General features: G+C 68.1%; 22 protein-coding genes. 12 read left to right on the top strand and 10 right to left on the bottom strand.

What is annotated here, in order from left to right; translation table 11 throughout:
• Positions 1–7 precede the first annotated feature (7 nt).
• The 4 genes from RIE31_08800 to RIE31_08785 all read right to left on the bottom strand — a co-directional run bounded on the left by RIE31_08800 (position 8) and on the right by RIE31_08785 (position 5,459).
• Positions 8–2,299: a polysaccharide biosynthesis tyrosine autokinase gene (locus RIE31_08800; GenBank protein MEQ8640687.1), complete on the bottom strand. Its 2,292-nt coding sequence runs from the start codon at positions 2,297–2,299 to the stop codon at positions 8–10.
• Positions 2,300–2,374: 75 nt separating this feature from the next.
• On the bottom strand, positions 2,375–2,944 hold the full coding sequence (locus tag RIE31_08795) for a polysaccharide biosynthesis/export family protein (protein MEQ8640686.1): 570 nt from the start codon (positions 2,942–2,944) through the stop codon (positions 2,375–2,377).
• Between the two features lie 62 nt (positions 2,945–3,006).
• Positions 3,007–4,350 carry an outer membrane beta-barrel protein gene (locus tag RIE31_08790; GenBank protein MEQ8640685.1) on the bottom strand — a complete coding sequence of 448 codons (1,344 nt, stop codon included), beginning with the start codon at positions 4,348–4,350 and terminating at the stop codon, positions 3,007–3,009.
• Positions 4,350–5,459, bottom strand: coding sequence for a hypothetical protein (locus RIE31_08785; GenBank protein ID MEQ8640684.1), 1,110 nt, complete (start codon positions 5,457–5,459; stop codon positions 4,350–4,352). The genes RIE31_08790 and RIE31_08785 overlap by 1 nt, the downstream gene beginning before the upstream one ends.
• Positions 5,460–5,935: 476 nt before the next feature.
• Between RIE31_08785 and RIE31_08780 the strand changes: the two genes are divergently transcribed.
• On the top strand, positions 5,936–8,350 hold the full coding sequence (locus RIE31_08780; protein ID MEQ8640683.1) for a peptidase domain-containing ABC transporter: 2,415 nt from the start codon (positions 5,936–5,938) through the stop codon (positions 8,348–8,350).
• Positions 8,347–9,840, top strand: a complete 1,494-nt coding sequence (locus RIE31_08775; protein MEQ8640682.1) for an HlyD family type I secretion periplasmic adaptor subunit — start codon at positions 8,347–8,349, stop codon at positions 9,838–9,840. Before RIE31_08780 ends, RIE31_08775 begins: the two co-directional genes overlap by 4 nt.
• Before the next feature lie 18 nt (positions 9,841–9,858).
• Here RIE31_08775 and RIE31_08770 read toward each other — a convergent pair whose 3' ends face one another.
• Together RIE31_08770 and RIE31_08765 are read right to left on the bottom strand one after the other, a co-directional pair.
• On the bottom strand, positions 9,859–10,203 hold the full coding sequence (locus RIE31_08770) for a PqqD family protein (protein ID MEQ8640681.1): 345 nt from the start codon (positions 10,201–10,203) through the stop codon (positions 9,859–9,861).
• Entirely contained in the window at positions 10,200–11,288 is a 1,089-nt protein-coding gene (locus tag RIE31_08765) for a hypothetical protein (GenBank protein ID MEQ8640680.1), read from the bottom strand. Before RIE31_08765 ends, RIE31_08770 begins: the two co-directional genes overlap by 4 nt.
• Before the next feature lie 66 nt (positions 11,289–11,354).
• On the opposite strand from RIE31_08765, the gene RIE31_08760 reads away from it, so the two are divergent.
• A complete protein-coding gene (locus RIE31_08760) occupies positions 11,355–11,867 on the top strand; it encodes a hypothetical protein (GenBank protein MEQ8640679.1) in 513 nt (170 codons plus the stop codon).
• A 5-nt stretch (positions 11,868–11,872) separates the two neighbouring features.
• A complete protein-coding gene (locus RIE31_08755; GenBank protein ID MEQ8640678.1) occupies positions 11,873–12,307 on the top strand; it encodes a hypothetical protein in 435 nt (144 codons plus the stop codon).
• A gap of 42 nt (positions 12,308–12,349) precedes the next feature.
• Here RIE31_08755 and RIE31_08750 read toward each other — a convergent pair whose 3' ends face one another.
• Both RIE31_08750 and RIE31_08745 read right to left on the bottom strand, forming a co-directional pair.
• The gene (locus RIE31_08750) at positions 12,350–12,934 is read right to left on the bottom strand and encodes an ActR/PrrA/RegA family redox response regulator transcription factor (GenBank protein MEQ8640677.1); all 585 of its coding nucleotides are present in this window, start codon (positions 12,932–12,934) and stop codon (positions 12,350–12,352) included.
• Positions 12,918–14,408, bottom strand: a complete 1,491-nt coding sequence (locus RIE31_08745; protein MEQ8640676.1) for an ActS/PrrB/RegB family redox-sensitive histidine kinase — start codon at positions 14,406–14,408, stop codon at positions 12,918–12,920. Before RIE31_08745 ends, RIE31_08750 begins: the two co-directional genes overlap by 17 nt.
• Before the next feature lie 325 nt (positions 14,409–14,733).
• Between RIE31_08745 and RIE31_08740 the strand changes: the two genes are divergently transcribed.
• The 5 genes from RIE31_08740 (at position 14,734) to RIE31_08720 (ending at position 19,071) form a co-directional block, all read left to right on the top strand.
• Positions 14,734–15,474, top strand: coding sequence for an ABC transporter ATP-binding protein (locus RIE31_08740; protein MEQ8640675.1), 741 nt, complete (start codon positions 14,734–14,736; stop codon positions 15,472–15,474).
• Positions 15,471–16,319 (top strand): ABC transporter permease, encoded by an 849-nt coding sequence (locus RIE31_08735; GenBank protein MEQ8640674.1) that lies wholly within the window; start codon positions 15,471–15,473, stop codon positions 16,317–16,319. Before RIE31_08740 ends, RIE31_08735 begins: the two co-directional genes overlap by 4 nt.
• A gap of 16 nt (positions 16,320–16,335) precedes the next feature.
• Positions 16,336–17,187, top strand: coding sequence for an adenosylcobinamide-GDP ribazoletransferase (locus RIE31_08730; protein MEQ8640673.1), 852 nt, complete (start codon positions 16,336–16,338; stop codon positions 17,185–17,187).
• A 56-nt stretch (positions 17,188–17,243) separates the two neighbouring features.
• Positions 17,244–18,239, top strand: coding sequence for a D-2-hydroxyacid dehydrogenase (locus RIE31_08725; protein ID MEQ8640672.1), 996 nt, complete (start codon positions 17,244–17,246; stop codon positions 18,237–18,239).
• A gap of 124 nt (positions 18,240–18,363) precedes the next feature.
• Positions 18,364–19,071: a lipid-binding SYLF domain-containing protein gene (locus tag RIE31_08720; protein ID MEQ8640671.1), complete on the top strand. Its 708-nt coding sequence runs from the start codon at positions 18,364–18,366 to the stop codon at positions 19,069–19,071.
• Positions 19,072–19,107: 36 nt separating this feature from the next.
• Here the strand turns inward: RIE31_08720 and RIE31_08715 are convergent, their stop codons facing one another.
• Entirely contained in the window at positions 19,108–20,172 is a 1,065-nt protein-coding gene (locus RIE31_08715) for a cobalamin biosynthesis protein (GenBank protein ID MEQ8640670.1), read from the bottom strand.
• Positions 20,173–20,367: 195 nt separating this feature from the next.
• Here RIE31_08715 and RIE31_08710 point away from each other — a divergent pair, with 195 nt between their 5' ends.
• Positions 20,368–20,925, top strand: coding sequence for a YcgN family cysteine cluster protein (locus RIE31_08710; GenBank protein ID MEQ8640669.1), 558 nt, complete (start codon positions 20,368–20,370; stop codon positions 20,923–20,925).
• Positions 20,926–20,988: 63 nt separating this feature from the next.
• Positions 20,989–21,942 carry a dihydrodipicolinate synthase family protein gene (locus RIE31_08705; GenBank protein MEQ8640668.1) on the top strand — a complete coding sequence of 318 codons (954 nt, stop codon included), beginning with the start codon at positions 20,989–20,991 and terminating at the stop codon, positions 21,940–21,942.
• A gap of 19 nt (positions 21,943–21,961) precedes the next feature.
• Here RIE31_08705 and RIE31_08700 read toward each other — a convergent pair whose 3' ends face one another.
• Complete coding sequence (locus tag RIE31_08700) at positions 21,962–22,894, bottom strand: DMT family transporter (GenBank protein ID MEQ8640667.1); 933 nt, start codon at positions 22,892–22,894, stop codon at positions 21,962–21,964.
• Between the two features lie 171 nt (positions 22,895–23,065).
• On the opposite strand from RIE31_08700, the gene RIE31_08695 reads away from it, so the two are divergent.
• Entirely contained in the window at positions 23,066–23,797 is a 732-nt protein-coding gene (locus RIE31_08695; protein ID MEQ8640666.1) for a SprT family zinc-dependent metalloprotease, read from the top strand.
• Positions 23,798–23,810 lie beyond the last annotated feature (13 nt).

The raw sequence follows: 23,810 nt of genomic DNA, 5'->3' as shown, positions 1-23,810 counted from the left end.
GGCCGGTCTATTCGGTGTAGTAGCGGCTGTAGGCGCCATAATAATAATAGCCGGAGTCTGAATAAGTGTACTGCGCGTGTTTGCGCACATCCACCTGGGTCAGGACCACGCCGGCCAGATCGGCCCCGGCATCAAGCGTCTGCTTGAGGCCGGCCAGCACCGTCTCGCGCCGGGTCTTTTCCCACCGCGCCAGGAAAATCGTCTTATCAACGATACGCACGAGAACCAGTGCGTCCGACACCGCCAGCACCGGTGGCGTATCCAGCACGACGAACTCGTACAGTTCCGCCAGCCGGCCCACCAGGCTCCTCATTTCGGCCGAGCCCAGAAGGTCAGCCGGATGGGGGTGGCGCGAACCGGCGGAAATGTAATGAACGCCAGAGCTGGCATCCAGATTGATCACGTCCTCGAGCTTTGCCTGGCCGGACAGATAATCCGACAGACCCAGATCATTCTCTGTGCCCAGGGACACATGGAGGTTGGAGTGCCGCAGGTCGCAATCGAGGATGACCACGCGCTGGCCGGAGCGGGCGGCGGTGCAGGCCAGCGACAGGGCAGTCGATGTCTTGCCCTCCGCCGGCAGCGATGACGTGACAAGAACCGTGCGGGGCGGCCGGTCACTCTGCGACAGAAGAAGCGTCGTACGCAGTGTGCGCACCGCTTCGCCGAACGACGAGTTGGGCCGGCGGTACGCCGCTTCGTGCGGTTGTTCACCGGTTCGCTTGACCGGCGGCAGGGCCGGCACCAGGCCAAGCGTCGGCAGGCCGGTCATTTCCTCGAACTGGCTCAGGCTGCGGAACCCTGAATCGAGGAACTCGGCGACGAACGCCAGGCCGACGCCAACCATCAATGAAGTGGCGATGGCCGCCAGCGTCATCAGCCGGGCGTTGGGAAAGAATGGACCTCCCGGCACAGTCGCTTCTGAAATGACCCGCGCGTCCGCGCCGGCCAGGGTCCCGTCCTGGACATCCGTTTCCTTGAATCGCGCCAGCAGGGTTTCATAAAGCTGATTGTTCGCCCTGACCTCGCTTTCCAGCGCGCGCAGGGTCACCTCGGCTTCGTTTTCCAGGTCCAGACCGGATTCTATGCGCGATATCTCCGCTTGCAGGTTGGCTACCTGGGCTCGGGCAATCTCCACTTCACTGCGGAAGTTGGCGGCGATCTTGGCCACTTCCTGTGAGATGGTTTGCTCCAGATCGGCCAGCTCGTTGCGCGCCAGCACCAGTCGCGGATGGCCGTCGCGCAACTCCGTGCGCAGCTCCGCAACACGACGACGCAGCTCCGCTTCCTGCTGGCGCAGGCTGGAAATCAATGGCGAGTCGATCACCGCCGCCGCGCTGTCCGCGCCACCACCGGCACTGACCAGGGCGTTGAGCTGAGTGAAGCGGGCCTCGGTCTCCGCCATTCGGCTGCGCGCCAGGCTCAGTTCATCCAGAAGATCGCCCAGCTGCTCCTGATAAACGCTGCGCGTCCCGCCGACCTCCAGAAGATTGCTCTGCCGGCGGAACTCTTCCAGACGACGCTCGGCCTCGATGACCCGCGTACGCATTTCATTGACCCGGGTATTGAGCCAGTCGCGGGCGCGGGTCGTCGCCTGGCCCTTGGTCTGGAGCTGATCGAGGATGTAAAGCTGCGCCGTGGTGTTCGCCGCCAGCGCCGCCATGCGCGGATCGGTCGAGGTATAGCTCACGGAAATCAGCCGCGAGCGGGGCACCGGCACGACTGACAGGCCGCCCATATAGGCGCCGGTCACCCGCTCCAGAATATCTTCGTCACTCTCTTCCAGCGCCAGCGCCGCTGCCTTCTCTGGCGTGGTGTCCTCACCGAAGGGAGCCACCAGCAGGCCGCGCAGCCAGGCACGGATGCCGCCGACCAGACCATCCACCAGCCCCACCTCCGGCGGTCTGAGGGTCGGGTTGAACAGGGGATTGTTGACCAGATCGAGGCGGGCTACGGCGCGCCTGGCCAGGTCACGGGACGCGATGATCGCCGCCTCGGTCTCGCCGGTAAAGAAGTCCGGCACGATGCCCTGGGTGACTTCCTGGATGTTGATCACATTCTGCCGGCTGCCTTCGATGACCACCGTGGCGCTGGCGCGGTAGAGCGGGGTGATCTGATTGATGAACACCAGGCCAAAGGTGGACAGCAGGATAGCCACAGCGACGATCATCACCTTACGCCGGCGCAGAACGCTCAGCACCCACCGCAGGTCCACCACATGGTTGTCCTGCGCCGGCACCATCAGTCCGTGCTCGCCGGCGGCCAGCGGGCTGGCCGGCAGATGCGGCTGTTCGCTCACGCCACGACTCCGGTCATCACCGGTCCATGGGCTTTGGCGCCTGCAGTGTTCAGGGCGGATGTCATCATCTGTCGCCTAGAAGAACCGTCGTTCCACATCGATCGTATCGCCGGGCAGAATCGGCACATCCTGCCCGGCGAAGTATTTTGTCCGGCCGGCCGCCGTCTGGCGGATAATGATAACCCGGTCTGTGCGGGCGCGCCGGGTAAATCCGCCGGCCAGCGCCACCGCCTGACGCACGTCCAGACCCACGGTGAAGGCATAGCCGCCGGGCGCAGCCACCTGGCCAAGGATGAAGAAGGGGCGGTATTCCGCCACTTCCACCGAAACCTGCGGGTTGACTAGGTACTTTTCGTCCAGCAGGACGCGCAGAGTCTCCTGGAATTCGCCAACCGTCTGGCCGCCGGCCGGCACCAGGCCGACCAGTGGCAGGATCACCTGGCCATCGGCATCAACCGCGACCACGCCGGACAGCTCGTCCTGATTGAACACCAGGATCGACAATTGATCGCCGGGGCCAAGGCGGTAATCACTGAGGACCGACGCCGGCTGCACCACAGGACCCGTCGTCGGGGTCTGCACGCGGGCGGGCGGGCCACCACAGGCGGCCAGCACGATCAGGCCCAGCACCAGCCCGACCGTCATGCCACGACCACCACCGCCGCCGCCGCTAAACCCTCTCCACCCGTTCCGCGCCATTGCCGTCACTAGATCCTGTAGCGCAAAGCGGTTGACAGCAGGTCATAGACATAGGGCGTCCCTCCGCCCTCGGTCGTCCGCTTGCCACGTTCGGCGGTCAGCTCCAGCAGCCAGCGCTCGTTTACGTAATAGGTCACGTCGCCGCCGACCGTCAGGGTGCGCTGGGACTGGTTGGCGCCGATAAACTCGTCAAAGACAATGGCCGTCCGGCCGGTCATGATCACATCATCCAGTGGCTCATGGTCTAGGCTGACGCGGACCGAGGTGCGGTCGACCCGGCTGATGCTGGAAGCCCGGCGAAGGGCCTCTTCGGCGATCTCCTGATCGAGCGATGCGCTGAGTGTCGTGATCTCGCTCAGATTCCACAACAGGTCGCCGCCCACACGAAAGCCGGTGGCGTCGCGGAATATGGCGCCATGGCTGTCGCGGCTGAACCAGCCGAGACGCAGGCGCAACTCCGCCACGCCCGTCGCCTCCCAGACGACGCCGGTCTCGACGCGCAACGTATCAGAGTCGCGCTCAACACCACCGCCGTCGAACTGTCGATCATAGCGCACGGTCTTGTAGCCCGGAGCGACAAATACCTGCAGGCCGTCCACCAGATCATAGGCCGCCCGGAGTTCGGCGAAGCGCTCGGTGCGATCCAGGTCGGCATTGGTCACGGCGCCGTTGTTCTCGAAGTTGGTGCGCACCACATCAAAAGCGAGCCGCAGCAGCAAAGCATCGCGCTGGTAGGTCAGCGCCGTCTTTGCCGTCGTCGTATAGAAGCGCGTGGGGCTGCTGGTCAGGCCCGGATCCAGCAATGTGCCGCGCTGGGTGGTGTTTGAATCGAACGACAGGAACGTCAGCAGATCGGTCCACTCGTTCAGATCAATCTGCCCGTCATTGGACAGGGTCCAGGTGGTGGTGTCCTCGTTTGTCAGGCTGGCATGGCGCCGGGCGGTGCCGTTGGCCTCCACCGCGAAGAAGTGATTGTCCCAGTCGGACTCGACCCGGAGCGACGGCCGCAGGTCGGTGATGAAATCGCCCTGCGCATCGCCATCGTCGACGCGGAACACATTGCTGTCATAGGTCGCGGCGGTTTCGAATACGGGATAGACCAGAAAACTGTCCAACAGACCGCCTGGCGCCTCGCCATTGTGGTGCAGGCCCAGCAACTGGCCGGATTCGATCCCCAAAGCAGCGAAATCCGGCCGCGCTTTGCCGCGCACGGAATCCGCGCTGACGGTCTGGGCCACGGCAACGCCCGCCGCCGCCAGCCCCAGCGCCGCGCCCGTGGCCAGCGCCAGCAGGCGTCGTGATCGGCCCCGGCGTCCGCCCGGCTGGCCGCTCTGGTCGGCGTCCCCGTTCATCAGGAAATGGGGCTCGCCCGCAGCCCGTCGTCGGCCACCGGCTCGACAGGTGGTGTATCCGCGTCGCCCGCCGCGGTCTCTATTTCGCTGACCAGCTCGGCCACCGCCAGTTCAATTTCCGCCTCGAAGCTGAGGCACTGGGAGAGGCTTGGAACGGCCGATTCGGCAATGCCGGACCGCTGGAAGATGCTCGGCCGATCCGCCGGTTCGACGACAATGCCGGCGATAAACGTCTGGCGGTCGCCCTCGCTGGTCTCGAAACCGATACTCAGAATCGTCCCTTCGATGTCAGCCTCCAGAATGACGACGCCGGCGCCGGTATCGCGCACCGACACATCACCGCCCAGAAGATTGCCAAGCGCGCCGCCCAGACCGCCGCCCTGCCCTTCGCTTTGCAGCACGGCGGAATCGACCCACGCCTGCGGCGGTTGTTCGCCCAGGCGATAGCGTACGCCGTTGATGACGATGACCCGGCCAACCGGCTCCAGGGTGGTCGCCTCCTCGCCCAGATCCTCGGTGATGATGGCCACACGTTTGGGGCCGGGCGTGGTCTCGGTCTGAAACTGCCGCACACCACGAATGCCGTCGGACAGCAACGCATTGCCGTCTGGCCGGAAGACGCCTTGACCACCGCTGCTCAGGCGGCTGTCGTCCGGTCGCACCGGCTCGCAGCACGGCATGACCGGGCCGTCATGGGTGCCGAAATCATAGGCCGCCACATCGCTGGGCAGCGCGGCAACATCGGGCATCTGCAGCCGCATCACCTTGATCGGGCAGATGCCGGGTTGCGCCGCTTCGGCGATGCGCTGCGCCGCGCCGACCAGTTGTGCGGCATCCAGCCCCAGACTGTTGACCTTGAGGGCGCCGATGGCCAGCCGCGCCCGCGCCACCACCGTGGCCGGCGGCGGCGATCCCTCCATCAGAAAATCCTCCAGTGCCGTCTGGCCGTCCGGCGATCCGGTGATGGCGCCGAGCACCGCCGCCTGCGGCACGCCAAGCTGCGCCGGCGCCGGTCCGCTCATGACCAGCAGGCCGGTGATGGCGCTGAACACCATGAGCGTCAGAGCCAGTGGACGGGACAGGACAAATCGTCCTCGCAGCGATGACATCCCTACTCCTTCCTCGTCACACCGGCTTCGTCACGCCGGCTTCGTCACACCGGGCTTCATCATACCGGACCCTTGCCTGGCCCACGGTCGGACAGGGCCTGACAAAATAAGGGCCGGGAGGCGCAACGGCCTCCCTGCCCGGCGGCGAGAGTCATATTGCACCGGACAATTTGTGTCGAATTAAATAGATTTTAACGCAAAATCAGGGCATTAGGCTAGTTTCTTGAGACAAATTACCGGCTTGGCCCCGCTTCGGACCGGTGGATTCCACCCTGCCGCCCGTATAAAGGGCAGAGCCGCACCACTTTCCGCCGCGGCCACCTCCTCCGTGGCCTGTCGCTTGCGGATGGTATTGCGGCGGCCGGCGAGGCAAAGTGGCCGGTCCCGCCGCCGCCGGCGGGACTGCCGGCGCGGGACTCGCCGTTTGGGCGGGCCGCAAACACCCTGGCGTAACCACGCGGGACAGACGCGAGACTATGGCCAGACCCACGACCCCTTCCGCTGGCGCACCGGCCGGGCCAGGCGCCGGCCCGCATGCCGCCGGTCGCGACTCCCCGGGTCGCGCCGGCGGTCGTCCCGCCACGCCGGGCACACCCGGCGCTGCCGGCGGGCCGCGCACGGGCCGCCGGCCGGGCGCCGATCCTCTGCTGGCCTGCCTGGCCCGCGCTACCCTGGCTCTTGGGCAGCCGGTCGGCGAGGCGGACATCCGCGCCGCCACGCCACTGCCCGCCGGCCCTATGACCGTGGACGATTTCCGCCGCGCCGCCCGTCGGCTCGGCTATCGCACACGGCCTGAGTCGGTCAGCCGCGACCAGTTGGCCACCCTGCCCCGCCCCTTCCTGCTGCCGGGTGAGGCGGGCCGGCCGCACCGGCTGGTGATCGGCCGCGAGGAAGGCGGCCTCATGACCTTCGATCCCGACGCCGGCGAAACCGCCGTCATCGCGGCGGAGCGGCTGGCCGGCGACACGGCCGGGGTTGTGCTGATCGCGCCGCGCAATGGCGCGGCCGCGGGCAGCGACTGGCGGCGGCTGGTGCTGCGCCGCATCAAGGGCGTGGCCAGCGACCTGCTCCTCGCCTCGCTGGTGGTCAATCTGTTTGCCCTGGCCACGCCGCTGTTCATGATGACCGTGTTCAACAAGGTCATCGGCCAGGGAGCCATGGACACCCTGACGGTCCTCGCCGTCGGCATGCTGGTCCTCTACACCTTTGATTTTCTCCTGCGTGGCGCGCGCGGCTATATCTCGGCCCATACCGGTGCGCGTATTGATGCGCTGATCGGCGGCGAGGTTGTCCACCGCCTGCTACGCCTGCCCTATCGCCAGTATGAGACCACGCCATCGGGGCTGATGGCCGAACGTCTGCGCCAGGTGGACACCATCCGCCTCTTCTTCACCGGCCAGATGCCACTGGTTCTGGTGGACCTGCTCTTCGTCGTCGTCTTTCTCGGTGTCCTCTTCTTTCTGGCGCCCACCCTCGCCTTCATAACGCTCGGCGTCATGCCGGTCTTTCTGGTCCTGTCGATCGTCTTTCAGCGCACCCAGTCGGGTCTGGTGGAGGAAAGTTTCGCCGCCCATGCGGCCAAGGGCTCCGCCCTCAATGAGACCATCGCCAACGCCCTTACCATCAAGTCGCTCGGCCTGGAGTCCGAGATTGAAAAGCGCTGGGGCGGCCGCCTCGCCCAGGCCGCCTGGACCGGATTTAGAACCAGCAGCGTGGCCAACACCGTTGCCACCCTCAGCGCCGTCCTGCAGCAACTGACTAATCTTCTGATCATCGTCGTCGGCGTTCGCCTGATCGATGCCGGCGCCCTGTCCATTGGCGCGCTGATCGCCGCCAATATCCTCGTGGCCCGCACCATTCAGCCGATCCGTCAGGTGGTCAGCGCCTTCAGCCAGCTCCAGGAAGTCCGCGCCGCCTTTGGCCGGCTGGAAGAGATCATGCAGGGGGCGGAGGAACAGGAGTCCATGACGCCGATGCCGCCCATCGAAGGCCGCGTCGCGCTGGACAATGTGACCTTCCGCTATGGTGAGCACCGTGCGCCGGCGCTGGACAAGGTATCCCTGTCGATTCCCGCCGGCACGGTCATCGGCATCGCCGGCCCGCCGGGCTCCGGCAAAAGCACCCTGGTCAAGATAATCCAGGGCCTCTACCAGCCCGATGACGGCCGCGTATTGGTGGACGGGACGGACATTACCCACATGTCCCAGGCGGCGCTCAGAGCGCAGATGGGCATCGTGCCCCAGGATGTCCAGCTCTTTCAGGGCACGGTGCGTGACAACATCGCCATGGGCCTGGTGGAGAAGGATCCGGCCCGCGTCGTTGCCGTCACCCGCTTTGTCGGCGCCCATGACTTTGTGGAGCGCCTGCCCCAGGGCTATGAGACGGAATTGGGCGAGCGCGGCGGCGGCCTCTCCGCCGGCCAGCGGCAATTGCTGGCTATTGCCCGCGCCCTGGTGCGCAACCCGCGTATCATCATTCTCGACGAAGCCACCAGCGCGCTGGACTCCGCCACCGAACAGCGTCTGTTGAGAGCCCTGCGTCAGGCCGCCTCGTCACGCACCATGATCGTCATTTCCCACCGCGAGGCGCCACTGCGTCAGTGCGACCGTGTGGTGGTCCTGGTGGATGGACGGATTGCCCTCGACGGCCCGCCGGAGGAAGTACTGCCGCGCCGCGCCCGCGCCGCCGGCGGCCCTGCTGGCGGCAAGACTTCGGCCAACGGCGCCCGCGACAGCGCTGGCGACGCCCGGGCGGCGGCCGGCCGAACAGCGCCACAACCGACACCGTCACCGCGCGCGCCGGGACACGTCGCACCGGCCGCCTCTTCGTCCGCCGCCAAACCGCCGGGACCGGATACGCCGTCGCCCACCACGCGGCGGCGAACAGCATGAGCGCCACCGACGGCACCGCCGGCCGCCCCGCCGCCGGACGCGCCCCGGAGAGGGCCTCCGCCGGTGCGCCCGATTCCGCGCCCGGACGGCCGCCGCGGCCGGGCACGGGGCCGATGGCGGGACCGGCCACAGCGCCGCGCCAGCGACGCTGGTGGCCGTTCGGCGCCATGACCGGACGGGCGCGCTTTGCCGATTTTCTTCCCGATACCGATGCGGTGGTGGAGCGCGAGCGCTCACCGCTCGGCCGCTTCATCATCTGGACCGTCGCCATTCTGCTGGTCGCGGCAGTGACCTGGGCCGGCCTGGCCTCGGTCGACCGGGTGTCCAGCGCCAGCGGCGTCGTCCGTCCCTTCAGCCGGGTCAAGGTGATCAATCACAGCGAAAGCGCGCGCGTCGCCGACATCTATATACGCGACGGCGACCGGGTGGTGGCCGGCCAGCCCTTGCTCGCCCTGGATCCCGCCTTTGTCGAGCAGGAAGTCGCCAAACAGCGCAGCGCCTGGTTCAACCTGCAGGCGGAGGAGGCTCGCCTCGAAGCCGAAGCCATCGGCGACACACCTATCTATCCGGACGGTCTGCTGGGCGAACGACCGGACCTGGTGCGCACCCAGAACGAGCTGTATGAGGCGCGCCAGGCCTCGCTGCAGGCGCGCCGCGCCGCCGCCGATCAGGTCATCGCCCAGCGTCGCAACGAAGTCGCCGCCATCGAGCAGGGCATTGCCCGTATGGAGCGCAGCCTGGTGATTCTGCGCGAGCAGGAATCGGCCCTCGCCGAGCTGGTGCGCCAGGAGTATTTCCCGCGCCTGCGCTATCTGACGGTTCAGCGCGACCTCAGCGAACTGGAAGGCGAGCTGGCCGGCCAGGTCGCTCAGCTTGCCGGTGCCCGCGCGGCGCTGGCCGAGGCAGCGGACCGCCGCCGGTCAACGGATCGCGAGTGGCGGGCCGACACCATTGACCGCCTGGCTCAGGTGACGGCCGAGCGTGAGCGCGTCGAAGGCTCCCTGGAACAGCAGCAGGCGCGCCAGCGCGATCTGATCGTCCGCGCGCCGGTTGACGGCATCGTGCAGAATCTGGCGGTTGCCTCCAGCGGCCAGTCGGTTCCCGCCTCCGTCGAGCTGATGCGCATCGTGCCGACCGGCGAAACCCTGATCGTCGAGGCCCAGGTGCCCAATCGCGACATCGGTTTCATTCACGTTGGCCAGCCGGTGCGGGTGAAGATCCGCACCTATGACTTTCTCACCTTCGGCGCCCTCGACGGCACGGTGGAGCGTATCGCCGCCGACGCCACCCTGAACGAGGCCACCGGCAATCTCACCTTTCCGGTGCTGGTGCGGACCGAGCGGGCCTGGCTCGGCGAAACGCCGGGCGACCTGCCGGTGACCCCCGGCATGGCGGCGGATGTGGAGTTCATCCTCGGTGAGCGGACGGTGTTGTCCTTCCTCACCGACCGCATCCTGCGCACAACCTCGACTGCACTCACTCAGCGCTGATCTCACTCATCGCCGGTTTCACTCTGCGCTGGGTGTCGCGGCGGGTGCGGCCGGCCCGACCGGCACCGCTTCGATCACGCCAAGGGCGCTCATCTCCGCAAGCGCCGCCTGCACATCGGCCGCCACCCGCGCCGGCGGCGCGCCCTCATAAGCCGATGCCAGAAGGTCGCTCAACTCCGCCGCCGTCGCCGGCTCGGCCAGGGCCTGCCACAGGGCGCGGGCGGTGGCGTTCAGATGAATGATCTCGCGGTCGGCTTCGCGCACCAGAAATAGATCGTCACCAACCGCCGTTGCGTGCAATCCGGCGACCCGCCGCAAACGCCCGCCACCCCCGTCACGGTCGCTTGCGCCGCTGTCGCTCATGCCGGCGCCTCCGGGCCGCCGCGGGCCGGACCACCGGGCGCCGGGCCAACCGGCGGAAGACCGTGGCGGGCAATCAGCCAATCGGCCGCCTCTAATGTCGCGCCATAAACCAACCGCCCGGCACCCTGACCGGCGCGAGCCGCCGCCAGCAGGCGCTGCACCGTCGCCACCAGCCCCCCTGCCGCCACGCCAGGGGCATGAAGCTGCGGCAGCAACAGCGCCACCAGCGCCGCATCATCGCCACCATCCGTGGCCACCAGCCGCACACCCGCCGTGCCCGTCCGACGGTCCAGTACATACAGCGCCGCCAGCGCCGCCGCTTCGCCGGCCACAGCGCCGGCCCGATCATGCGGGTCGAGCCAGGCCAGCGGACCACTGGTCTCAACCGTTCGCCGGCTGATCCACTGACGGAGCTCCGGCCCCAGCGCCTCCGGCAGGGGCAGACGGGCCCTGGCGGCCAGGCCCAGGCTGATGCACTGCACGCCATCGCTCGCTACCGTAGCCGGTGACAGGTCCAGCACGATGCGGTCATCGGCCAGATGACGGGCGCCGCGCCAGGCCAGGGCCTGGGCCAGGGTGCTTTTGCCGGCGCCGCTGTCGCCGGCCAGCACCACCACGCCGGCCGCCGTTCGCACTGCCGCCGCGTGCAACACCGCCCGATCCGGCCGCAGGGCCACAACCTCGACCACCGCCCCGGCAAGACCGTTGGCGGCCTCCAGTTCATGGCGGAAATGCCGCGTCACCGCCGGCCGCGCCGCGACCAGCGGGCCGCGTACCGCAATTCCGGTGGCCAGACGCCGCACCTCCAGCGCCGCATCGGTTTTCTCTCCGGCCGCTACATCGGTCTTCTTTTCGGCCGCTACATCGGCCGCGGTGATCAGGCTGTGGTGCCAGCCCGGCATGGTCAGGCGCAGCGCCGCCGCCACAAGCCCGCCGCCACCCACCCGCAGGGCAAAGCCGCCGGCCCGCGCCTGCAGCAACAGGTCGGCCGGCGCAGCCACGCGCGCCGGCCGCCCGGTGCCCGACCCTCCGCCGTGTGCCTCGCCGGCCCCGGCGAAATCGTCACCGTTATCGGATTTGTCCATGATTTCCGGATTTTACCCGCCGTTAACCATCTCCTGCCCTAATACCCGCCACAGGAGACCCGATCTATGACCAAATTCGCCCCCCTGCCCGGTTTCGGCCGGCGCGCCGGCACCACTACGGGTATCGAACGACGGCTCAGCCTGCGTTTGCTGTCCCATTGGCGCGACCTCAAGGGTGATGGCGAATTCCCCAACCCGGCCATGATAGTCGCCGATGGCCTCGGCGACATGTGGCCCCACGCCTTTATCATGGAGATCGATGCAGGCGGCGGCGAACCTGTGTTCACCCACGCCGGACCAGACATTGACGCCAGCGTTCCCGGCGGACTGGCCGGCCGGCCATTGTCCGCCGCACCGCCGACCACCCTCATCGGCCAGGCCATCGTCGGCTGGGAAAATGTGGTGCGCCGCCGGGTGCCGGTCTCGCTTGGCGGTGACATGGAGGCTGAAGGCGGCGTCATCTGGCTGTTCCGTTCCATCCTGCTGCCGCTCAGCGATGACTCCGCCGATACCGGCGATGCGGCGGTCACCCACGTTCTTGGCGCCGTCAACGGCAAGATCGCGGGAAGCCAGGACTGATGGCCGTGGCCAACCTCATTGCCTATGAGATTCAGATCTATACCAGCGGCGCCTGGAAGATCGACTCGGTATTCGATGATCGCGAGCTGGCCGTGGCCGAAGCACAGCGGCTGGAGCGGTCACGGCGTTATCCGGCCGTCCGCGTCATGGAGGAGCAGTTTTCGGACGCCGAGCAGGTATCCCGCACCCGCACGGTCTATCGTGGCAGCGGCGTCGACCGCTCCAATCGCCGGGCGGTGCAGCGCCAGGTCAAGAACAAGCAGGAGATCGAGGCGGAGAAAGCCCAGGTCGACGCCAATCGCGACGCCCGTACCAATCCTCCGCCCCGGCGCAAGTCGGCCACCACCATCACCGTCTGGGCCATGCTAAAATTTGCCTTGATTGCCACGGCCGGCATTGCCGCGGTGATCGCCATCCGCTGGTTCAGCTTTTCCGGTTGACCGTTTGCCCTGCTACCGGGCTGGCGCCCGGGCGGATCGCGGCTATTCGCGCGGTGCGTGTTTGGCCAGAATCCGCTGCAACGTGCGGCGGTGCATGTTAAGCCGCCGCGCGGTTTCCGAGACATTACGGTCACACTGCTCGAACACCCGCTGAATGTGCTCCCAGCGCACCCGATCGGCACTCATGGGATTGTCCGGCGGCGGCGGCATGGTGCCGGCCTCGGCCAGCAACGCCGCTTCGATCTGGTCCGCGTCGGCCGGCTTCGGCAGATAGTCCAGCGCACCGGCTTTCACCGCTGCCACCGCCGTCGCGATATTGCCATAGCCGGTCAGCACCACCACCCGCACCGCCGGATTGGCCCGGGTCATCGCCTCCACCAGATCGAGACCGCTGCCGTCGCCCAGACGCAGGTCCACCACCGCATAGTCGGGCCGCATCCGCTCCAGCAAGCGCCGGCCCTCGGCGACGCTTTCCGCCATCTCCACGGCAAAGCCGCGACGCGCCATGGCCTTGCCCAGGCGCTGGCACAGCGGCGAATCATCATCAACGATCAGCAGGTGACCGCGGGCGACCCCGCCGTCCGCCGACGGCGCGCTATCACCCTGGCTGTTACCGTGCGGCTCCATCTGTCTCACTCCCCCTGCCTCGTGCCCGTGCCTCATGCCCTGTGTCGGGCGTATCGCCGCCAGCCCGGCCGTCGCCGGTGCCCGCCGCCGGCTCCAGCCGGCGCCGTGGCCAGCGGACACGGGCGAGTGTGCCGCCACTGCCGGTCCCCTCGCCCGAACCACCATCATGGCGGTTGGCGATGGTCAGCCGGCCGCCGGTACGACCCAACAAGGTCTGGGCGATAAACACGCCAAGTCCCATATGCCCGGTCTCGCTGTGACGGCGGGTTGAAATATAGGGCTCACCCAGCCGTTCGAGAACCTCCGGCGCAAGCCCCGGACCATCATCGCTGATGGACACTTCGATAGTGTCGCTGTCCCAGCGCACCAGCACATCCACCTGGCCGCTGGCGAATTGCATGGCATTCTGCACCAGATTGCCGAGGCCGTGCAGGATTTCCGGGCTGCGCCGCACATAGGGCGCCTGACCGTCCGCCGGCCGGCTGTCCTGCTGCACCATCAGGCTCTTGCCGGGCATCTCATAGGGCGCGGCCGCCGCCTCCACCAGGGCGGTTACCGGCAGGACCGAATAGGGCGTGTCGCCTTCGTCTTCCGGGTGGCGCGACAACGCCGCCAGAATGTCGCGGCAGCGCTGGGACTGGCTCACCAGAAGCGCCAGGTCTTCGGCCATCGGCCCGTCCGGCGGCGTCTCGCGCGCCAGCTCGCGCGCCGTCATGACGATGGTCGACAGCGGGCTGCCCAGCTCATGCGCGGCGGCGGCGGCCAGCGCCCCCACCGCATTCAATTGCTGCTCGCGGGCCAGCGCCTGTTGGGCGGCGGCCAGCGCCCGCGACATGCGACGGCCCTCGCCGGTGACGAAGCCCACATAGGCGGCGATGAAGCCGGCGCCGACCACAATCGCCGTCCACATGCCGGCCACATAGACCGCCGGCAGGGTGAGCCCCGGCGCCGGCCAGGGCAGAGGCAGGTGCCATATGGCCAGCGCCGTCGCCGCCGCCACCACCACGGCGCACAGCAGCGCCGTGGTGCGTGCGCCCAGCAGGCTGGCCGACACCGTCACCGGCGCCAGCAGCAGCAGGGCGAACGGGTTGCCCAGCCCGCCGGTCAGTCCCAGCAGTAAAGCCAGCTGGATCGTATCCCAGGCGAGAAACAGTCCGATTCGCCCTTCGCCCAGGGGCGCCGCCGGCATACCGCGCACCGTCGCCACGAAGTTGAGCGCCACCGACAGGCCGACCACCAGCAAGGCCGGGGCCAGGGGCAACGGATAGCCCAGCCCGACACCGACCACCACGATGCCGGTGGCCTGTCCGGCGACCGCCGCCCAGCGAATGAGAACCAGGCTCCGGCCGCTGACCGAGCGCGCGGCCGCACCATCATGTCCGCTATCCAATGCGGTCATGGTCGCCCCGCCGCTGCCACCGTTGCCTGTACTGGTGGGCGGCGTATGGGTCCGCGCTATGGGGGCGTCGCTCATGGCGGCAGAATGCCCTCCCGCCGATAGCCTGTCGAATCCGCCGACACGACGGCGATTGCCGTCTGCGCCTGCCCGCCCTCCCGCCCCTTCCAGGGGGATGGCGCAACTCGACTCGGCGCGGCCCGCGCCCTATATGCACCTCATGCCAAAGTCGTTTCGCATTGCGCCGGATGTCGGGGGCCCGGATGTCGGGCTGGCCGCCACCGCAGACCGTGCCGCGGCTGGTCCTGGCCCGACACCTGATACGGCGCCGTCACACCTCGCCGCCACATCCGCCCGGCCGGTCATCCAGGTGCAGGGTCTGACCAAGAACTTCGCCGGCGTAATGGCGGTGGATGATGTCAGTTTCGCCATCCATGCCGGTCAGACCACGGGCCTGCTGGGCGGCAATGGTGCCGGCAAGACCACCACCATCGCCATCCTGCTGGGTCTGCTGTTGCCGACCCGCGGCGCCATCACGGTGTTTGGCCAGGACATGCTGCGCCATCGCTACCGTGTTCTGCCGCGCATGAACTTCTCCTCGCCCTATGTGGATCTGCCGCATCGCCTGACCGTGCGGCAGAATCTGATGGTCTATGCGGACCTTTACGGCCTCGATCATGCCGGCCAGCGGGTCGACACCCTGCTCGCCGATCTCGACCTGACCGCCTTCACCCGGCGCCCTGCCGGTCAGTTGTCGGCTGGCCAGAAGACCCGCGTCGCCTTGGCCAAGGCGCTGCTCAATCAGCCCGAGCTTCTGCTGCTGGACGAACCCACCGCCTCGCTCGACCCCGACACCGCTGACTGGGTGCGCGGCTACCTGGAGAATTATCAGCGGCGCACCGGCGCCAGCATTCTTCTGGCCAGTCACAACATGGCGGAGGTGGAGCGCATGTGCGGCCATGTCCTGATGATGCGGCGCGGTCGCATCGTCGATTCCGGCACCCCCGACGATCTGCTGGCCCGCTACGGCCGACAGACCCTCGAGCAGGTGTTCCTCGACATCGCCCGCCATCCTTCGGCCGACCCCACGATCGAACCGCCGGCCGAATCGCCGGCCGGCACGTCCGCGCGGCACAGACCATGACCGTCGCGCCCGCCACCGATCGGGCCCATCTGCCGATGCCACTGCGCGGCGGCTCTACCCTGCGCCGGATCGGCGCCATGGTGCGCCGTCATTTCTATCTGCTCACCGGCTCCCTGCCGCGCCTGATAGAGATGGTTTACTGGCCAACCCTGCAGCTTCTCCTGTGGGGCTTCATTACCCTGCATTTTCTCGATAGCAGCGACTGGCTGGCGGGTGCCGCCGGCGTCCTGATCGGCGCCGTTCTGTTGTGGGACATTCTGGTACGCTCGCAACTGGGGATCGCCTATTCCTTTCTCGAGGAAATGTGGTCGCGCAATCTGGGCAACCTGTTCGTTGCGCCGCTCCGGCCGTGGGAGATGGTCGGCGCGCTGATGACCATTGCCATGATGCGGACCCTGATCGGCATGTCGATTCCGGTGCTGATCGCCATTCCCCTGTTTGCCTTCTCCCTCTTCGACCTTGGCTTGCCGCTGCTGGTGTTCTTCACTGGCCTGGTGATTTTCGGCTGGTCCTTCGGCCTGTTGTCCATCGCCGCCCTGCTGCGTTTCGGCCTGGGCGCGGAATCTCTCGTCTGGGCGATGATGTTCGGCATCATGCCGTTCTGCGCCGTCTACTACCCCATCGCCGCCATGCCGGGCTGGGTGCAGTGGGCGGCATGGATCATGCCTCCGGCCTATATCTTCGAAGGCATGCGCGCGGTCATGTTCGATGGCCTCTTCCGCTGGGACCTGCTCGGCGGTGCCATGGCTCTCAATCTGCTGTATCTTGCTATCGGTATCGTGGCTTTTTCTGCCAGCTTCAAAAGCGCGCGGCGAAGTGGCCGCCTGCTGCAAATGGGTGAGTAGGAGCCCGCTATCCGCCATGACCGACTCCTCGTCCGGTCGTCCCGACTATCACGCTCCCGCTGACGGCGGCTGGGGCCAGGACATTCTGCGTGCGCTGGCGCAGCTGACGCGGCTGCCGGTCGGCGCCGCCACGGTGCCGGAGGTCCAGGCGCGCCTGCCGGTGGAGGTGCGGCTGCGCAGCTTGCGGGCCTGGCCGGTGGCCGGCGGGATCGTCGGCTTTCTCGCCGGGCTGGCTCTGCTCACCGCCGAAATTCTTGGCTTCATCGGGGTCGGCAGCGCTCTCGTCGGTCTCGCCGTGCTGGCCTGGCTGGTGCGCGCGGAGCCGGACATCGCCCTCGCCCGTTTCGTCCATGCCCGGACCACCGGCCATGACGATACCAGCCGCCGTGCCGCCATGGGCGAAACCGTGGGGCCGGCCGGCCTGCTTGCCTTGTTCTTCGTGGTTGGTCTCAAGCTGGCGGCGCTGGCCACCTTGCCGGCGCCCATCGGCCTGTTGGCGCTGGTGGCCGCCGTCGCCGCCGGCCGCGCGGCCATGGCGGTTGCTGCCGCGCGCCTGCGGCCGCTGCCCGACGACGCGCCGACCGACACCTCCTCCCTGGCCCCGTCCCTGGCCGGTGCGGCGCTGGCCGCCGGCTATGCCCGGCCCGGCCGCGAGGTCATCGCCACTGCCGTCATCCTGGGCGGCGCCATCGTCCTGCTCATGCTGGGACCGCTCAGCGGCGTGCTGGCGCTGGCCGCCGCCGCCCTGATCGCCTGGCTGGCTATGGCGGCCGCGCGCAATGCGGTGGGCGGCTACACCGATCTGGTGCTGGCCACCATTGCCGGGCTGGTGGAGGCGGCGGTGCTGGTCAGCGCCGCCATTGTCTGACCGTGAGACAATGATATGTCTGGAATACATCTCGCCGCGCCGTGACGGGCCATAACGTGACGGGCCGCATCCGCGTTCATGCCGCCTGCTCGCACGGCGGGCCGGTCCATGATGACCCGTCGCCTGAGTCGTTCGACCGTGCCGCCGAGCGGTATCCGGCGCTTGCCCGCCGTCTTGATCTGAGTTTCAGCGTCGGCCGTGACGGACTGGCCGAAGGCATCAGCGACGCCGCCATCATCGTCGGCGACATTCCTCACCCGCCGGACTTCGCGCAGCAGGCGCCCGCCGCCCGCTGGCTGCACTCCACAAGCGCCGGCGTGGACAAGCTGGCGCCGCTCACCTGGCTGCCCCGGCACACGGTGCTGACCAACTCCTCCGGTGTCCATGTGGAGAAGGCGGCGGAGTTCGCCAGCATGGCGCTGCTCATGCTTCATGCCGGTCTGCCGCGGCTGCTGGAAAAACAGAAGCACAAGGTCTGGGACAAGCGGGCCGGACGGCCGCGCATTGACGGCCGTACCGTGCTTGTCCTCGGCGCCGGCGATCTGGGAGGGGCCGCGGCGCGCGAGGCCAAACGCTTGGGCCTGCATGTCCTGGGGGTGCGCCGCTCGGGCCGGCCGCGCCGCTATGTGGATGAGATGGGCCGTCCCGCCGATCTGTTGCGGATGCTGCCCGCGGCCGACTTTCTCTTCATCGCCGCACCGCTTACCGAAGAGACGCGTGGCCTGATTGACCGCGCCTGCCTGTCCGCCCTGCCGCCCGGCGCCGGTGTCATCAATGTCGGTCGTGGCCCGATCATGGACCATGAGGCGTTGGCCGATCTGCTGGACGCCGGTCATCTCTCTGGCGCCATCCTCGACGTTCTGCCGCAGGAGCCGCTGCCCGCCCACTCGCGTCTGTGGACGACGCCCGGACTCATCATCCTGCCGCATATAAGCGTCGATGATACGCGCGACTATATGGACCTTTCTCTCGACATATTCTTCGCCAATCTTGAACGCTGGCTGGCTGGCCGGCCCCTGCGCAACCGCGTCAACCGCCGCAAGGGCTACTGACCGCGTTCGACCGGCTGCACCCGGCCTTATGCGGCCGGCCGGTTGCATAGGGCCCGGCCGCCGGTCGACAATGGATCAGCGCTGCGCCTTCCGGCCGGCCTGACCTGGCAAGGAGACATCGCCCATGACCTTCCGATCCCTATCGCCTGCGACATACCGCCATGCCCTGGCCGTGCTGGCGACAGCGGTCCTGCTGGCCGCCGCTTTGCTGGCGCCGCGTCCGGCGCTGGCCACATCGGCTCAGGAGATCGTTGATCGCGCCCAGACCACCGTGCAGTCCCTGCATACGGATGAGGATTTCGTATCCATGCGGCCGCTGCTCGACCGTGCCCGCGCGGTTATCATCGTGCCGGAACTGGTCAAGGCCGGCTTTATTGTGGGTGGCGAAGGCGGCGAGGCGGTGATGCTGGTCCGTCAGGACGGCGGGTGGAGCCTGCCGGCCTTCTATCTGATTGCCTCCGGCTCCATCGGCCTGCAGGCCGGTGTGCAGAGCGCCGAGGTGATCCTGCTGGTCATGTCGGAAGAAGCGCTGGCCGCGCTGCGCCGCAACGAAGTGAAACTGGGCGGCGAAGTCAGTGTGGCGGTCGGCCCCATCGGCATCGGTCTGGAAGCGGCCACCACTGCCAACCTGGACAAGGACGTCTATGCCTTCACCCGGGCGCGCGGCCTGTTCGGCGGTGGCGCGCTGGAAGGATCGCTGATCCGGCCGCGACCGTCGCGCAATGATGAGTTCTACGGCCAGCCGACCTCCGTCGCCGACATCTTTGCCGGCCGCGGCGCGTTCAATGCCGGGGCCGATGCCCTGCGCGAGGCGCTGCGTCTGTTTCCCTGAGCGGACCGTCCCCGGGCCGACCGTCCCTGCCTGACCTCAGGCGGCGATCATGCCGGTGGCAGCGACCAGCGCCGCCGTCACCAGACACGACACCGCGAACAGCCACGCGGCGCGGCGCAGGTCCGCCGGCTCCGCCCGTGCCCGTCCGCCCTGACCGATCCATGGCTCCTTGCCGGCCGCGGTGGCGGTCTGCCACGGCCCGGCCAGTGACAGGCCAAGCGCCCCGGCCGTCGCCGCCAGCGGCCAGCCGGCAAGACGTGACGAATGGCCGTGCGATTCCCGTGCCAGGACTCTGAAGGCGCGCCACGGGTTGGTGGTCGGCACCGAAAGGCTGGCCAGCGCCATGATCAAGCCGGCCAGACGGGCCGGCACGAAGGCCACCGCCTCCAGCAGCGCCGCCGGCGCCGCCGCGATCAGCTTTGCCGGGCCCGGACCACGCCGGAGCGCCGCCACCGTCTCCAGCACGGCCACATAAACAAACGCGCCGGCGAGACCCAGCAGCAGATACCAGAACAGCACCGCAACCACGCGCAGGGCAAAGCCGGTGGCCAGGTCCTCCACCGCCTCGCGCTGAATGCCATGATCATCGCGCCGCGCCGGCGGCCGGCCGCTGACCGCAGCGTAAGCCCGCGCCAGCCCGCGCCCGCCCAGCGCCGCCTGCCGCACATGCCGCGCGGCGGCCAGGCTGGCCCGCTGACCCACAAGGCTGGCCAGGGCCACTGTCTCCAGCAGCCAGCCATAGGCCAGGCGGCCGCCGGCCAAGGCGATCACTGTGGCCAGGACGCCGGCCACGCCGCCCACCAGCATGGTCACGATCAGGCCGCGCATGACCAGCGTCCGCCGGCCACGCCCCTCGCGGTCGAGCCGCCGGCCAAGACTGCCGGCAGTGGCGCGCAGCATGGCGGCCGGCGTCGGCAGCGCGGCAAAGAACCAGACCCGGCGGCCCAGCCCCGCCTCCAGCACCATGGCCAGCAGGGCGATCAGGGCGGCCGGCGGTGCCGCCGTCGCATCGAACAGCGCCGCCATAGGGACCAGGCCTGTGGCCAGGTCCGGGGCCAGTTCGGAGAGACGCCCGCCAAGGCGCGTGAACAGGGTGTCCATGGCGCCACACTGCGCCGCCATCCGTGAGTATAGGGTTAACCGGACATGACCGGTTGCGCCGAGGCTGGCTCAAACGCGCCGTCCGGCTCATGATAGGCCATGACCCGCCCGACCAATTCCCGTCCGGCCAAGCCGCTTTCCCCCAGCCGGCGCAAGCCGCCGGCACTGCCGCTCGAATCCCTCTGGCGCGAGGCCATGGCCCTGGCCAGGCCGGCCGCAGACGCAGACGCCGCCAGCGCCCCGGCCCAGGGCGACGTCCCGTTCTGGCGGCGCAAGAGCCTTGGCCAGATGAGCCGGGCCGAGTGGGAAAGTCTGTGCGATGGCTGCGGCAAGTGCTGCCTGCACAAGCTGGAATATGAAGACACCGGCGAACTGGATTTCACCGAAGTCGCCTGCCGCCTGCTGGATGGAGAGACCTGTCGCTGCACCGACTATGCCGACCGCCGGCGGCTGGTGCCGGATTGCATGACTCTGACCCGGCGCAACCTGGCCTCTATTGCCTGGCTGCCGCGGTCCTGTGCCTACCGCCTGCTGGCCGAGGGCGGCGACCTCCTGTGGTGGCACCCACTTGTCTCCGGCGATCCGGAAACGATACACACAGCGGGGATTTCGGTGCGCGGACGCACTGTGTCGGAGGATGACTCCGGCGAGCTGGAGGAGCACATCGTCACCTGGCCGGACACCGATCCCGCCGCCATCGCCCCACCCGGCAAGCGCAATGCCGCCGGCCGCCGCCGCCCTGGCGGTGCCTGAAATGCCCGTCGCCAAGACGTCACACCCTGACCCGCCCCTTGAACTGCCTGAGGAGAGCCCATCATGACCAGCCAGAGCGAACTCATGGAGAGCGGTCCGAGCGGCGTTTTCGCTGCCTCGCTGACGCCCATGACGGCGGACCTGGAGATCGATCACAAGCGCCTCATGGCGCACGGCCACTGGCTGCTGGCCAATGGCTGTGACGGCCTGGCGCCGCTCGGCACCACGGGCGAGGCCAATTCCCTGTCGGTGGACGAGCGCATGGCGGTGCTCGACGCTTATGGCCAGTCCGACATCCCTGGTGATTGTCTGATCCCGGGTGTGGGCAGTTGCGCCATTCCCGACGCGGTGCGCCTAATCCGCCGCTGCCTGGAGATGGGTGCGGCCGGCTGCCTGATGCTGCCGCCCTTCTATTACAAGGGCGTCTCCGATGACGGCCTGTTCGCCGCCTTCTCTGAAACCATCCAGCGGGTCGGCGACAGCAAGCTGCGCCTCTACCTCTACAACTTCCCGCAGCAGGTTGGCTTTCCCCTGAGCCAGGAGCTCGTCACCCGTCTGGTCAAGGCCTATCCGGACACGGTGGTCGGCATGAAGGATTCCTCCGGTGACTGGGACAATATGGCGGCGACGCTCAAGAACAATCCAGGCTTCCGCCTGCTGCCGGGGTCAGAAGAGTTTCTGCTCAAGGGCCTGCGCGCCGGCGCCGTCGGCTGCATTTCCGCTACGGTCAATGTGACGGCGGCCCTGTCCGGCGCCGTCTTCACCGCCTGGCAACATGACGGCAATGCCAAACAGGTGGACGCCCTGCAGGACCGTCTGACCGCCGCCCGCAAGGCCTTCGCCGGGCCGCCGGTAATTCCGGCGCTCAAGGGCTTTCTGGCGGCAGAGTCCGGCGACACCGCGTGGCTGCCATGCCGGCCGCCCAACATGGCGCTGTCCGCCGCGGACGTGGCGGCGCTGCAGGATCGCCTCAAGCAGGCGGGCTTCCGCCTGTCCAGCCTGCCGCAGGCGGCCTAGCCACCGGCGCCCGTCCGCGTCATTCCCGGGGCCGGCGGCGGAACGACCCGATATTGACCAGGGCGATGCCGGCGAAAATCAGCGCCAGGGCCAGCCAGATCCAGGCGGAATGGCGCTCGCCCCACAACACCATGCCCCAGGCGATGCCCACCAGCGTCACCAGATAGCCGGCCTGGCTCATATAGACAGAGCCGGCGCGGTGGACCAGCTCCAGCCAGACCAGCGTGGCGATGGACGTGGCGGCGATCTGCAGCAGCAGGCCGAGGTCCGCCGGCTTTGGCGGGAACAGCGGCAGCCACACCTGATCGGTCACCACCATGGTCGGTCCCATCAGCAAGGTGGCGACCACCAGATAGCCGAGCCCATGGGTCAGGGAATTGCCGGCGGTCGGCCGGTCCAGAGCGGCATAGGTATTGGCGATGGCATAACCAAGCGGCGTTATGAGAGCCATGGCCGCCCACGGTATGAGGTCCGGCGACGGCAGGCTGGAGCGCGGCAGCAGCACCACCAGAACGCCACCGAACCCCAGCAGCATGCCAAGCGCCCGGAGCCCGTCGAACCGTTCGGTCCGCAGCGCCATGGTGAAGCCATAGACCATCAGCGGCGACACCGAGATGATCAACACCGTCACTCCGGCCGACAGATGGCCCAGAACGAACAACGCGTTCATGTTGGGAATGGCAATGCCGAACAGCCCGGTCACCGCATAGAAGCGCAGGTGCTGCACGGTCATCACCAGACGCTCGCCGCGCAGGCGCACGATGGCACCCATGACAATCGCCGCGCCCAGCGCCTGCCAGAAGACATAGGCCACTGGCGGTACGCCTTCCTGTGACAGGAACTTGGCGATGTTGATGCTGGATCCCCAGAGGAATCCCAGCGCGCCGAGAAAGGCCAGCGCCACCAGGGGCGACGCTTTGACGGGTTCAGGTTGTGGCGAGGGCTGCGTCATTTGCCGACCCTAGTGGGCTGGACTCCGCACCACAATTACCAGCGCGGACATGGTTTTTGCACAGACGCGGCCGATGCGTTTTCACTGTTGCGCCAACGACGGAGTGACCGGGGAAAATGCACCGCGTTCCTCACTTGCCGATGACCTGCGGCGTCGTTAGATAGTGCCGCCATGAGCCTCCTGCGCCAGCGCCCGTCCGCCCCCCGCCAGACCTGGACGCGGCTTGTCCGCGTGCCGGGCACCACAATCGAGATCCCGGCGCGGCGCAGCGACCGGGCGCGACGCGTCTCGCTCAACATGCGGCTGGACGGTCAGGGCGTGGAGCTGGTTCTGCCCCGTCGCGCCACCTATGCCGAGGGCCTGGCCTTCGCCGCCCAGCATCGCCAGTGGATCACCGCCTGCCTGTCGCGGGTTGAACCGCACCTGCCTTTTACGCCAGGCGCGTTCCTGCCCTATCTCGGCGACGAGCTGATCATCCGCCACTGTCCCACCCGTCGCGGCGGGGTCTGGCGCGAGGAAGACGGGCTGATGGTCACCGGCCAGCCGGAACACTTGTCGCGCCGCGTTCATGACTGGCTGCGGCGCGAGGCGCGGCGCGAAATGGCGGCACGGGCCTATGAGAAAGCGGCCATCATTCAGCGCGCCGTCGGTCCGGTCAGTGTGCGCGACACCCGCACCCGCTGGGGCAGTTGCGCCAGTGACGGGGCGGTCAGTTTCTGCTGGCGGCTGATCATGGCGCCGGAGCCGGTGCTCGATTATGTGGTGGCCCATGAGATCGCCCATCTGGTGGAGGCCAACCACTCCGACCGCTTCTGGCGGCTGTGCGCCAGCCTGACCGAGCGCATGGACTGGGCCCGCGCCTGGCTGCACCACCACGGCCAGTCGCTCCACCGTATCGGTTGACCTGACGGCGGCT

Source organism: Alphaproteobacteria bacterium, assembly GCA_040218575.1.
In the GTDB taxonomy this organism is placed as follows: domain Bacteria; phylum Pseudomonadota; class Alphaproteobacteria; order JAVJRE01; family JAVJRE01; genus JAVJRE01.
Note: the sequence above shows the minus strand (reverse complement) of the source record. Positions and strands in the feature narration are given on the sequence as shown.